Genomic DNA, 11492 nt, shown 5'->3' with positions numbered 1-11492 from the left:
GGGCGATGCATCGCCCACGACCGCTAGGCCGTTCAGGAAGCCGCGCCCGCCACGGTGTGCAGGCCGTGCGCGGCCGCCACCTCCGGGGAGAACAGCTGCCCCGCGTCGGCGGTGAGCCCCTGTGCCAGACCGGGATCGGCGTCGCACGCCCCGCGCCACCCGCGATCGGCGATCGCCCGCGCGTAGGGCAGCGTCACGTTGGTCAGCGCCACCGTGGACGTGTGCGGCACCGCGCCCGGCATGTTCGCGACGCAGTAGAACACCGAATCCGCCACCCGGAAGGTGGGTTCGGCGTGCGTGGTCGGACGCGAACTCTGGAAGCACCCGCCCTGATCGATCGCGATGTCGACCAGCACCGAGCCCGGCCGCATACCCGCGACCATGGTGTCCGGCACCAGTTTCGGCGCACGGGCACCGGGCACCAGCACCGAGCCGATGACGAGATCCGCGGCCAGCACCGCCTTCTCGACCTCGGCGGCGTTCGACCCGATGGTGCTGACCCGCCCGCCGAAGCGCGCGTCGAGTTCGCGCAGGCGCGCGATATTGGTGTCCAGCACGGTGACTCGCGCTCCCATGCCGACCGCCACCGCCGCCGCGTTGCTCCCCGCCACCCCGCCGCCGAGCACCACCACGTCGGCGGGCCGCGCCCCGGGCACCCCGCCCAGCAGCACGCCTTCCCCGCCGTGCGGCGACATCAGGTGGTACGCGCCCACCTGCGTGCCCAGCTTCCCGGCCACCTCGCTCATGGGCGCGAGCAGCGGCAGCGACCCGTCCGGCCCGCGCACCGTCTCGTAGGCGATGGCGGTGATCCCGGACCGCAGAATCGCCTCGGTGCATTCGCGGGAGGCGGCCAGGTGCAGGTAGGTGAACAGCACCTGCCCGGATCGCATGCGCGAATACTCCTGCGCGATGGGCTCTTTGACCTTCAGGACGAGTTCGGCCGCGTCCCAGACCGCATCGGGCCCCTCGAGGACGCGGGCTCCGGCGGCGAGGTAGTCCGCGTCCGCGAATCCCGACCCCGTACCCGCACCGGCCTCGACGACGACCTCGTGCCCGGAACTCACCAATTCCCCGGCGCCGGCCGGGGTCAAGGCGATCCGATCCTCCTGCTGTTTGACCTCCCGTGGAACCCCAATCCTCATACCGCCATCGTGGCCCACCCCGCCGGTCTCCGCCACCATCGCCACGGCCGAACTCGCGGGTAGGCAATCGATCAGCAATCCGACTGTGCGGCGCGCGGATCGGCGCGGGCTCGGGGCGGCTCGGAACCCCGGAAATTCGCCGCTGTTCACCACTGACCGCAAATGTGCCGACATCGACCACCACCGCCCGGCGCCCGCCGGGCGGCTGGGATTCCGGCCACACATCGGCGTTCGAGTTACCCGGCGGTTACGGTCAGCGCGACCCCGGGCACCGGAACCCGCAGCCGGTCGGCCAGTCCCGCGTACTCGAAATTGCGACTCAGGTAGTCCAGGGTCTCGGAGAAGTGCGCCCAGCCCTCACCGTGCACGGGCACGATGACCGCGCCGGGCAGCGCCTGCGCGGCCCGCACCGCGGACCGCCCGTTGAGGGTCACGTCGCTGTCGCCGAACCGATCCACATTGGCCGCGCCCACATTGAGGATGGCCAGATCGATGCGCCCGACGCGCGCGGCGATCTCGGCAACGAGGTCCACCGAGGCGTTGTCCCCGGACACGTAGACCGTCGGCTGCCCGTCCGCGCTCAGCACGAACCCGGTGACCACCCCGGACAGCGCCTCCGCGCCCTCGGGCCCGTGCAGCGCGGGCACCCCGGTCACGGTGACCTCGCCGATCCGCACCGACTCCCAATTGCGGAGCCCCTGAACGTTTTCCAGCCGGCCGGCCGCGTCGGGAGTGGAGAGCACGCGGTCCACGGTGCCGAGGAATTCCCGGCCGGAGGTGTCGAGGTTGTCGGCGTGCTGATCGTGCGAGAGCAGCACCGCGTCCACCGGCCCGACCTCGGCCGCGGAGACCGCCGGCCCGGTGAGCTTGTGCAGGGTCAGCGGCCCGGGGTAGCTGCCGGGCGCGTCGAACGTCGGATCGGTCAGCCAGGTCAGGTTGCCGTAGCGCAGGCGCACCGTGGGTCCGCCGATGTGCAGGATCTCGAGGGTGGCGGGGGCGATCGTGTTCGTCATGTGCACCAGCCTGCTCCCCGCGATCGGTCCGCGACAGTGGCCCGTGAGCCGCGTATCGATAATATCGGGCCAGCTAAGATCGGGGCATGCGTTCGGTGGCCGTCCTGGCGTTCGATCAGATCAGTCCCTTCCATCTCTCGGTGCCCAGCCTGGTCTTCGGGCGAGCGGGGATGAGCGCGGCGGAGCAGTCGCCGTACGAGGTCCGGGTGTGCGCCGAGCAACCCGGAATCCTGTCCACCCCGGCCGGATTCGACATCATCGCCCACCACGGGCTGAACGCGATCGAGCACGCGGACACCGTCGTGATCCCGAGTTGGATTCGCCGGCAACCGCTTTCCGATCCGGTGCGCGACGCGCTGCACGCCGCGCACGAGCGCGGGGCGCGGATCGTGGGGCTCTGCCTGGGCTCGTGGGCGGTGGCCGCCAGCGGCCTGGCCGACGGCCGCGAGGTCACCACGCACTGGTCCGCCGCGACCGAACTGGCCCGCGCCTTCCCCGCGGTCCGGGTGCGGGCCGACACCCTGTGGTCCGATCACGGCGACGTCGTCACCTCGGCGGGCGTGGCCGCCGCCCTGGACTGCTGCCTGCACATCGTGCGCGGCGATCACGGCAGCCGGGCGGCCACCGAACTGGCCCGCGCGCTGGTGCTCGCGCCGCACCGCAGCGGCTCCCAGGCCCAGTACATTCCCGTCGCGGTCCCGGACGCGGTCGACGACGATCCCATCGAGCACGCGATGGTCTGGGCCCGAACCCATCTCGACACCCCGGTGGATCTCGACACCTGGGCGCGCACCGCGCTCATGTCCCGGCGCACGTTCACCCGGCGTTTTCGCGAGCGCACGGGTTCCAGTCCGCAGCAGTGGCTGCTGCATCAGCGCGTGGACCGCGCGCGCCTGCTGCTCGAATCCACGGACGAGACCATGGAACGCGTCGCCGCCGACTCCGGGCTCGGCACCGCGGTCAATCTGCGGCACCACTTCCACCGGCTGCTCGGCACCGCGCCCGCCACCCACCGGGCGCTGTTCCGACGCGCCGAGAGTCCGGCGCCCGCGTGAGGGCCCGGCTCGCCCGGCACTGTCGCGTGCGGCTGCGCCCGGCACTGTCGCGTGTGACTGCGCCCGGTGCCGCCCCGTGCGGCCTTTGTTAGGTTCTCGATCATGAGGATCAAGTTGGGCGAGCACGAGCCGAAGATCGACGAGACCGCCTGGGTCGCGCCGAACGCCACCGTGATCGGGCGGGTGGAGCTGGCCGCGGAGGTCAGCGTCTGGTACTCGGCGGTGCTGCGCGGAGACCTGGAGGACATCACCGTCGGCGCGGGCACCAATATTCAGGACGGCTGTGTACTGCACGCCGATCCCGGCTTCCCGCTGACCGTGGGCGCGGGGGTTTCGGTGGGCCACAACGCCATCCTGCACGGCTGCACCGTCGGCGACGACGTGCTGGTCGGCATGGGCGCGACCGTGCTCAACGGCGCGGTGATCGGCGCGGGCAGCCTGATCGCGGCCAACGCCCTGATTCCCGAGGGCGCGCAGATTCCGCCGGGGTCACTGGTGGCGGGCGTGCCGGGCAAGGTGCGGCGCGAACTGGGCGAGGCCGAATTGCAGCGCATCAAGCTCAATGCCGCTGTGTACCTGCACAACATGAGCCTGCACCGGGGCGGTCAAGAGGTGTGACTCGAGGGGGCGTGTGAGAACTCCCACACTGAACAAGCGACCATATAACGCGCTGCTAGCATTCGTCGAAGCGTTCCCGGCGGCCCGGGGCTCCGCCGCCCTCGCCGGGCTCGCGCATGGGGCTAGCAGGAGGTTTCATACGGTGTCGTACGAGCAGAACAGTATGCACCGACGGCTGATCAGCGTGGCCGACATAGCGGCACAGCCGGGGGGCATCGAGGCGCTGCAGCGCCGCGTCCACGAATTGCGGTCGAACGGCATCGATTTCGCCGCCAACGTCATCGAGCGGGAAATGGCGGCGCTCAATGTCCGGTGACCGCGGACCGCGCCCGTTAACCGGGCAGTAGGTTCGCGCGGGGACCGGTGCGGCCGCGACCCGATGCGATAATGACGCCGCCGTCACCGCAATGTCGCGGATGCCAACCGATCGACTGGAGACTCGATGCCGTCCGTGCCCGCCATCCTGCAACGCATTCTGGAGAAGCCGCGCACCGAAGGTGAACAGTTACTCGAGAGCGCGCTCTCGGCCTTCCTGGATTTCGGCATCAAGCGCACCAGCATGGGTGAGATCGCGCGGCGCGCGGGCATCAGCCCGGCCACGCTGTATCGGCGCTTCGAATCCAAGAACGAACTGGTCGAGGCGGTCGGGGTGCGCGAGGCGCAGCAGTTCGTCGCCTCGATCGACAAGCGGGTGCTCGAGGTCGCCGACAACGGCGTGCCGGTCGACGAGCAGATGGTGGAGATCTTCGTCGCCTTCATCACCAACCTGGCGAACAATCAACTGCTGCAACGGCTCCTGCGCACCGAGCCCGACGCGATCCTGCCCAGGCTGACCACCGACGGCGGCGCGGTGCTCGCGGTGGGGCGGTCGTACCTGGCCGACAAGCTGCGCGGGTTGCAGGCCTCGGGCAGCGTGCCGGACTTCGACGCCGACCTGGTCGCGGAAGTGCTGGCGCGGCTGGGACAGTCGCTGGTGCTGACCCCGGACGGGCTCATTCCGCTCGATGACGAGCAGGCCGCCCGCGACTTCGCGCGGCGCACGATTCTGCCGATGATCGGCGTCCAGCCGGTGTCGCAGCCGCGAGCGTGAGCCGGCGGGCGATCGCCGCGACGTCATAAGCGAGCGCCAAGCGTTTCCCGAGCAAGATCGGGCACACTCGGGCCATGAGGCTCCGTGACACGCTGCGCGGCACCCGCGCCCGGGTGCGAACCCGGCTCCGGCCGCGCCGCATCGCCAGGTTCCTGATCGCCGCCACCCTGGTAGTGGCGGTGGTGCTGCTGAGTTCGGTGCTGTGGATCCGCTTCACCACGAGGGATTTCCAGTACTCCGCCGCGACCGCGCCCGCCGCCGACGTAGCCATCGTCTTCGGTGCCGAGATGTACAGCACGCGCAAGCCCTCGCCGTATCTGGCGGCTCGGCTCGATCTGGGGCAGCGGCTGCTCGAGTCGGGGAAGGTCAAGGCGCTCTTGCTGACCGGGGACAACGGCCACAACTCGTACAACGAGCCCGACAACATGCGGCAGTACCTGCTGGACCGCGGGGTCCCGGCGAACAAGATCGCTCTGGACTACGCCGGGTTCAGCACCTACGACAGCTGCGCCCGCGCGCACCGGATCTTCGGTGTCCGCTCGGCCATCGCGGTGACCCAGGATTTCAGCGTCCCGCGCACCATCGCGCTGTGCCGCTCGGTCGGCATCGACACCGTCGCGGTCGGCGACGACACCCAGATCCACAACGGGGTCTATCGCAAGTGCTGGCTTCGCGACCAGCTCGCGGCCGTGAAGGCGATGTATTCGATCATCGTCGAGCCCGACCCGAAACTGCTGGGGCCGCAGGAGTCCTCGGTCCGCGAGGCGATGGCGGCGACACCCTGACGGACTCGCCCGCGGCCGCGGTCGCGCGGCCGAGCCGAGAGCAGCCCCGATGCCGGGAGCGACGGCCAACGCGCCGAGCGCGATTCGGGCCGGCCACGCGGTCACCGGCGGTAGCGTGCGCGAGATGAGGTGGGAGGACGAGCGCCGGGCCGCCGCGGACGAGCGGGCTGCCAACCGGCGCGCGATGGGGCTGGCCGCGCGCGTCGAGAACGCGGTGGCGGCCCTGCGCTCCGACGAGCCGAACGGGCAGTGGGTCGGTTCCGACCTGGCCGCGGGCGTCCTGATGGGCTGGCGCACAGCGGATCCGGCGCTGCTGACCGGGCTCGCGCGCAACCTGGTCCGCACCCGGGGCGAAGGCGGCACCGAGAGCGGTGCGCTGCTCGCGCTGGCCGGCTCCGAGCCCGCCCCGGATTTCACACCCGCCATCCCGCTGCTGGTGACCGCGCTCGAGCGCGAGCGCACCTTCCCCGCCGCACTGCGGACCCTTGGCGGCATCGGCCATCCCGCCGCGGCCGACGCGGTGCGCGACTGGCTGACAACCGGTTGGCGCGCAGAGCGATTCGCGCATCTGTCCGCCGACGCGATCCTCGCGCCGCTGGCGGAGTTGCCGGACCCCCTGCACTGGGCGATGCGGGTGACCATGACCCGCACCTTCACCCACGACAGCCTGCCAGCCGCCCTCGCCTCCTGGGAGCGCTCCCCCGAGCCCTCGTCGATCGGACGGGGCATGCGGTTGGTCGGGGAACTGCGCACCACCCGCGCCCGCGAGGCGGTCGCCGCGCTCGGCGCGCTGGGCCCGCACGGTCCCCGGGCCGCCGCCCCCGCGCTGGAGCGCATCGCCCGCGGCCTCGACCGGCCGCCCAACCACTACACCGGGGACGCTCCGGCTCGCGAATACCGGTGGCTCGGTGTGCAACAGGCCGCGTGGGCGCACTGGCGACTGACCTCGGATCCCACCCTGGCCCGCGAGATCCTCGGCGCCGCCCTGCGCTCCGGCCGCGCCGTCGACTACGGCAGATTCGCCGAATTGGGAACCCTCGCGGGCGATTTCGCCCCGGCGCTACGTCCACGCCTGACCTCGGACAACCGCTGGGAACGCATCAACGCCGCATACGCCTGGTTCCACCTGACCGGCGATCCCGCCCCCGCCCTCCCAGAAGCCCTGCGCGCGCTGGAGCCCTTCTCCTCGGGCTACACCGATCGCGAATCCCGCACGGCCCTGCGCCTGGTCACCGCGATCGGCGCCCCAGCCCACGCCGCAGTCCCCCTCCTGTCCCCCGCGCTGGCATCGGACGAACGCCTCCTGGGCTACGACGTCGCACCGGCCACCCACGGCCGCCCACGCGAGGACACGCGCCTGTGCGCCGCGATCCGCACGGCCCTGGCCTCGATCGCCGCCCGCGCCGAGCCGCCGGCACCTCCCTCCCCCTGAGACTGCCGCACAGTCGGTTGGCACCGCCGAACCCGTTGGGGCACCACCGGAGTGAGGACAGCACCCGAACCCGTTGTGCGCGTTATCGCACCCGCCGACACCGACTGCCGGCGCAGCTTCCCGATCGCGGTCGCGGTGAGCCTCGTAGCCTCGTCGCGCCGCGCACCGGACCGGCGAGTTGTCGCCGGAACAGTCGAGTTGGAGATGCGGCCCCATCCCGAGCGTGCTCGATCCGCCGGAGCGGGACGCTCAAGAGTGAGCCCCCCGCCCGCGACAGGCGAGCGAACCGGCGGTGCGATGCGGATCGCCGAGGAGATCGACGCGCTCGACTCGCTCGCGATCCGGCCGTGCCGTATCTGGTATCGACCAGGCTCCTGGCCTCGGTGATTGCGATCGTCCCCCGGTACCTCGCGGGCCTGGCGGCGGACTACATCGCGGTGGAGACGTTCGTCCGGCTCTCCGGTGGTGATGATTCGGTCGGGACATACCGCACTACTTCGACCTGGTGCTCAGTGGCACCGATACTTTGTACTCCCTGCTCGAGATCGTCGTCTTCGTCACGATCACCACCACGATCCAGTGCTACTACGGCTATTACGCCCGCGGCGACCCCCAGGGTGTGCGGCGCGAACGCCGGAGGGCGGCGCCCGCGCGGCTGTCGCGCGGGCACCGCCCTCCGGGGTGAAACCTGTTTGCTAGGCGGTGATCTCGGAGCGGTCACCGCTCCAGAGGGTGTGGTACTTGCCGTCGGCGTCGATGCGCTCGTAGGTGTGGGCGCCGAAGAAGTCGCGCTGACCCTGGGTCAGGGCGGCGGGCAGGCGCTCGGCGCGCAGGGCGTCGTAGTACGAGAGCGAGGAGGCGAAGGCGGGCACCGGGATTCCGAGCAGGGTCGCGGTGGAGACCACCCGGCGCCAGGAGTCGATCGCGGTCTCGATGGCCTCGCGGAAGTACGGGGCCAGGATCAGGGACGGCAGCTCCGGGTTCTGCTCGTACGCGTCCTTGATGCGGTTCAGGAACCGGGCGCGGATGATGCAGCCGCCGCGCCAGATGGTGGCCAGGTCACCGGGATTCAGGTTCCAGTCGTATTCGGCGGAGCCGGCGGCGATCTGGTCGAAGCCCTGGGCGTAGGCGACGATCTTGGAGGCGTACAGCGCCTGGCGGATCGCCTCGGTGAATTCGGCGACGTCCGTGGGCTTGTCGGCCAGGTGGCCCGAGGCCAGCCCGACCGCGGCCTTGCGCTGGGCGCGCGAGCCGGACAGGGCGCGCGCGAACACGGCCTCGGCGATGCCGGTCACCGGAACGCCCAGATCCAGCGCGGACTTGACGGTCCAGCGACCGGTGCCCTTCTGCTCGGCGGCGTCGACGATCACGTCGACCAGGGCCTTGCCGGTCTTGGCGTCGACCTGGTTCAGCACCTCGGCGGTGATCTCCACCAGGTAGCTCTCGAGGTCGCCCTTGTTCCACTCGGTGAACACGTCCGCGATCTGCTTGGCGTCCAGGCCCAGCGCGTCCCGGAACAGGTTGTACGCCTCGCCGATGAGCTGCATGTCGGCGTACTCGATGCCGTTGTGCACCATCTTGACGAAGTGCCCGGACCCGTCGGGGCCGATGTGGGTGCAGCACGGGGTGCCGTCGACCTGCGCGGCGATGGACTCCAGCAGCGGGCCCAGCGATTCGTAGGACTCCTTGGGACCGCCGGGCATGATGGCCGGGCCGTTGAGCGCGCCCTCCTCGCCGCCGGAAATGCCCGCGCCGACGAAGTTCAGCCCGCGCGCGGCCATGGCCGCCTCGCGCCGGATGGTGTCGGTGTAGAGCGCGTTGCCACCGTCGATGATGATGTCGCCGGGCTCCATGGCGTCGGCCAGTTCCTCGATGACGGCGTCGGTGGCGTCGCCGGCCTTCACCATGATCAGGACGCGGCGCGGCTTCTCCAGCGCGGCAACGAACTCCTCGATGGTCTCGGTGCGCACGAAGTCGCCGTCGGCGCTGTGCTCGGCGAGCAGCGCGTCGGTCTTGGCGACACTGCGGTTGTGCAGCGCGACGGTGTACCCGTGCCGTGCGAAGTTGCGGGCGATGTTGCTACCCATGACCGCGAGACCGGTGACACCGATCTGGGCGCGCGCTGTCGAGGCCGCCATAGACTCTCTCCATTCGACTGATGTAGTTGCGTGACCGCCCGCAACCGAATGCGGCGGCGGCATCGGTGGAACTCCATGACGCCTGCGTCTTTTCTACCGGGTCGCCCGCGCGGGCGCGGAGACGGTCCCTTGTCCGCCCGTCGTCCGCGTAGCCTGTGAGCCATGCCTCTCGACCACGGCGACCCCGGTGACGCGCCTTCGACCCCGCAGCCACTGGCCCCGATAGCGAATACCGCCCGCCCCTCGGCCGCCGAAGAAGCTCGCACCATCGCCGAGGTCACCAATGCCGCGACCCTGGCGTCGCTGTCCGCCGACGGTGCGCCGTGGGCGTCCTTCGTGACCTACGGACTGCTGGACGGACAGCCGGTGCTGTGCGTGTCGCGGCTGGCCGAACACGGACGAAATCTCGCAAACGACCCGCGCGCGAGCCTGTCGATCGTCACCCCGGAGCTCCCCTCGGATCCCCTCGCCGCGGCACGGGTCACCCTGGCTGGTGTCGTCGAGCGCCCCGAGGGCGCGGAGGCCGAGGCGGCCCGCGCGGCCCATCTGGCAGCGGTCCCGGCGGCCAAGTACTACATCGACTTCAGCGATTTCACGGTCTGGGTCCTGCGCGTGGAGCGCGTGCGCTGGGTGGGCGGCTACGGCCGCATGGACTCGGCCACGGCCGCGGACTATCGCGCCGCCGCCCCCGACCCGGTCGCCCCCGGCGCGGGCCGCGCCATCACGCACCTGAACGACGATCACGCCGATGCCCTCCTGGACATGGCCCGCGCCCGCGGCGGCTACCCGGACGCCACCGCCGCGGTCTGCGAGGTGGCCGACCGCTACGGCCTGGACCTGCGCGTCACCACCCCGCGCGGCATCGCGGTCACCCGCATCGGCTACCTGTCCCCCATCGATACCCTCGCCGAACTCCGTTCGGCCACCGTCGATCTGGCCCGCGCCTCGCAGGCGGGGTAGCCGAACCACCAACCTGACCGGGCGGCATGCCCGGTCAGGGCCCGCTGCCGATCGTTCGATTCGAATCGACAACCGGGGGCACGGTCCTCGTCCAGCACGCGGCGTTTCCCGGCCCACCGCTGCCGGCGAACCCGGACCGTGACGGCATCGGGCGGTACGCCGTGTGCCCGCGGGTTCTCCGGCCACCCTCGTCCCCCGTTGGCGAGTTGGTTGGACTGCGACTGAAACGTGTTATAGTCAGACCCTTCGCACAGGGCTTTGCGCAGCCCTGCATTCACCTACCGGATTTCTCCGGAATTGCCATTCGAGCATTGCCGAATAACGCTGTCGCACTGCACTGTCGATGCCGCCGCAATGCACTGCCGAATTCTCGCAAGCAATTTTTCGAAAACCTGGACGCACGCCCAGTTTCACCTGTTTACTAGGTCCCCGGGTGGCCCGAATCACCCCCGAGTTTCCGCAGAACTCGGCAGCTTTGTGGTGTCCCGTGAGCGCTGCGGGACGAAGAGGAGAAAGAATGTTCCGAACTCATCGGATCGCCGCACTCGCAGCGTCGGCCGCCATGGTTTCTGCGGGCTTGACCGTCGGTGTCAGCGCGGGCACCGCCGCGGCCGCCGAGGGCTGCGAGGTGCGCAGCTACCAGACCAAGCAGGACATCAGCACGGTCGGTATCAAGCACATCTACGAGAAGATCGCCAGCGCCGAAACCATCGGTGTCGGAACGACGGTGACCTACACGATCATCATCGGCACGACGAGCATCGGCAATCCGTACGTCAACACCATCACGGACTTCCCGCCGTCGGGCTTCGGCTCGCCGATCAAGACCACCATCACCGCGTACCACGTGGTCGGCGGACAGCGCACCGAAGAGGTCACCGCCAGCCCCAACGCGGGCGGCTGGAAGGTCACCAACACCGGCTGGTTCGTCAACTCCGGCAACCCGCTGACCATGAACATCACCTACTCGGTGCCCGGCAACCTGCCCAAGGGCCAGCAGATCACCAGCGGTGGCGTGGGCGTGGCCGGCACGGTCGGCGTGAGCAACGAGATGCCGGATCTGACCGCCTGCTTCACGACTCGCGCGCCCAACGCGGGCGAGGGCGTGGTCGGCAGCCTGGGCAACAACGGCCTGGGTTCCTCGGACGGGCAGCTCAGCTCGACCGGCTCCTTCAGCGATGTCATCGCCGATGTGATCAAGAAGTACATCGGTAGCTGATCGCCACCGGCGGCCGGTGTCCCCCGGGGGACACCGGCCG

Annotated in this window: 11 protein-coding genes and 1 pseudogene; 9 read left to right on the top strand and 3 right to left on the bottom strand. The window is 70.5% G+C overall.

The genetic code is table 11. The features are described from left to right. Positions 1–32: 32 nt before the first annotated feature. Both ald and ABZ319_RS38490 read right to left on the bottom strand, forming a co-directional pair. On the bottom strand, positions 33–1142 hold the full coding sequence (ald, locus tag ABZ319_RS38495) for an alanine dehydrogenase (RefSeq protein ID WP_354991528.1): 1110 nt from the start codon (positions 1140–1142) through the stop codon (positions 33–35). Between the two features lie 236 nt (positions 1143–1378). Further along, on the bottom strand, positions 1379–2155 hold the full coding sequence (locus ABZ319_RS38490) for an MBL fold metallo-hydrolase (RefSeq protein WP_354991527.1): 777 nt from the start codon (positions 2153–2155) through the stop codon (positions 1379–1381). Positions 2156–2241: 86 nt separating this feature from the next. Between ABZ319_RS38490 and ABZ319_RS38485 the strand changes: the two genes are divergently transcribed. The 7 genes and pseudogenes from ABZ319_RS38485 to ABZ319_RS38455 form a co-directional block, all read left to right on the top strand. Next, positions 2242–3210, top strand: coding sequence for a helix-turn-helix domain-containing protein (locus ABZ319_RS38485; RefSeq protein ID WP_354991526.1), 969 nt, complete (start codon positions 2242–2244; stop codon positions 3208–3210). 102 nt (positions 3211–3312) lie between these two features. Further along, a complete protein-coding gene (locus tag ABZ319_RS38480; RefSeq protein ID WP_354991525.1) occupies positions 3313–3828 on the top strand; it encodes a gamma carbonic anhydrase family protein in 516 nt (171 codons plus the stop codon). A 142-nt stretch (positions 3829–3970) separates the two neighbouring features. Next, positions 3971–4144: a hypothetical protein gene (locus ABZ319_RS38475; RefSeq protein WP_354991524.1), complete on the top strand. Its 174-nt coding sequence runs from the start codon at positions 3971–3973 to the stop codon at positions 4142–4144. A 126-nt stretch (positions 4145–4270) separates the two neighbouring features. Further along, a complete protein-coding gene (locus tag ABZ319_RS38470; RefSeq protein WP_354991523.1) occupies positions 4271–4918 on the top strand; it encodes a TetR/AcrR family transcriptional regulator in 648 nt (215 codons plus the stop codon). Between the two features lie 74 nt (positions 4919–4992). Then, positions 4993–5703: an ElyC/SanA/YdcF family protein gene (locus tag ABZ319_RS38465; protein ID WP_354991522.1), complete on the top strand. Its 711-nt coding sequence runs from the start codon at positions 4993–4995 to the stop codon at positions 5701–5703. Between the two features lie 124 nt (positions 5704–5827). Further along, complete coding sequence (locus ABZ319_RS38460) at positions 5828–7135, top strand: hypothetical protein (RefSeq protein ID WP_354991521.1); 1308 nt, start codon at positions 5828–5830, stop codon at positions 7133–7135. Between the two features lie 291 nt (positions 7136–7426). Further along, positions 7427–7757 (top strand): annotated as a pseudogene (locus ABZ319_RS38455) (ABC transporter permease); the annotation flags it as partial. Positions 7758–7830: 73 nt separating this feature from the next. Here ABZ319_RS38455 and gndA read toward each other — a convergent pair. Next, positions 7831–9273: an NADP-dependent phosphogluconate dehydrogenase gene (gene gndA, locus ABZ319_RS38450; RefSeq protein ID WP_354991520.1), complete on the bottom strand. Its 1443-nt coding sequence runs from the start codon at positions 9271–9273 to the stop codon at positions 7831–7833. A gap of 162 nt (positions 9274–9435) precedes the next feature. Between gndA and ABZ319_RS38445 the strand changes: the two genes are divergently transcribed. After that, positions 9436–10233: a DUF2470 domain-containing protein gene (locus ABZ319_RS38445; protein ID WP_354991519.1), complete on the top strand. Its 798-nt coding sequence runs from the start codon at positions 9436–9438 to the stop codon at positions 10231–10233. A gap of 517 nt (positions 10234–10750) precedes the next feature. Continuing rightward, positions 10751–11452, top strand: coding sequence for a hypothetical protein (locus tag ABZ319_RS38440; protein WP_354991518.1), 702 nt, complete (start codon positions 10751–10753; stop codon positions 11450–11452). The last annotated feature ends 40 nt before the right edge of the window (positions 11453–11492 follow it).

Source organism: Nocardia sp. NPDC005978, assembly GCF_040614455.1.
GTDB lineage: Bacteria > Actinomycetota > Actinomycetes > Mycobacteriales > Mycobacteriaceae > Nocardia.
Note: the sequence above shows the minus strand (reverse complement) of the source record. Positions and strands in the feature narration are given on the sequence as shown.

What these genes read in the sequence shown, in the direction of transcription:
- ABZ319_RS38440 (WP_354991518.1), top strand. Translation starts at nt 10,751, where the DNA reads ATGTTCCGAACTCATCGGATCGCCGCACTCGCAGCGTCGGCCGCCATG.
- ABZ319_RS38480 (WP_354991525.1), top strand. Translation starts at nt 3,313, where the DNA reads ATGAGGATCAAGTTGGGCGAGCACGAGCCGAAGATCGACGAGACCGCC.
- ABZ319_RS38465 (WP_354991522.1), top strand. Translation starts at nt 4,993, where the DNA reads ATGAGGCTCCGTGACACGCTGCGCGGCACCCGCGCCCGGGTGCGAACC.
- ald (WP_354991528.1), bottom strand. Translation starts at nt 1,142, where the DNA reads ATGAGGATTGGGGTTCCACGGGAGGTCAAACAGCAGGAGGATCGGATC.
- ABZ319_RS38490 (WP_354991527.1), bottom strand. Translation starts at nt 2,155, where the DNA reads ATGACGAACACGATCGCCCCCGCCACCCTCGAGATCCTGCACATCGGC.
- ABZ319_RS38470 (WP_354991523.1), top strand. Translation starts at nt 4,271, where the DNA reads ATGCCGTCCGTGCCCGCCATCCTGCAACGCATTCTGGAGAAGCCGCGC.
- ABZ319_RS38460 (WP_354991521.1), top strand. Translation starts at nt 5,828, where the DNA reads ATGAGGTGGGAGGACGAGCGCCGGGCCGCCGCGGACGAGCGGGCTGCC.
- ABZ319_RS38485 (WP_354991526.1), top strand. Translation starts at nt 2,242, where the DNA reads ATGCGTTCGGTGGCCGTCCTGGCGTTCGATCAGATCAGTCCCTTCCAT.
- ABZ319_RS38445 (WP_354991519.1), top strand. Translation starts at nt 9,436, where the DNA reads ATGCCTCTCGACCACGGCGACCCCGGTGACGCGCCTTCGACCCCGCAG.
- gndA (WP_354991520.1), bottom strand. Translation starts at nt 9,273, where the DNA reads ATGGCGGCCTCGACAGCGCGCGCCCAGATCGGTGTCACCGGTCTCGCG.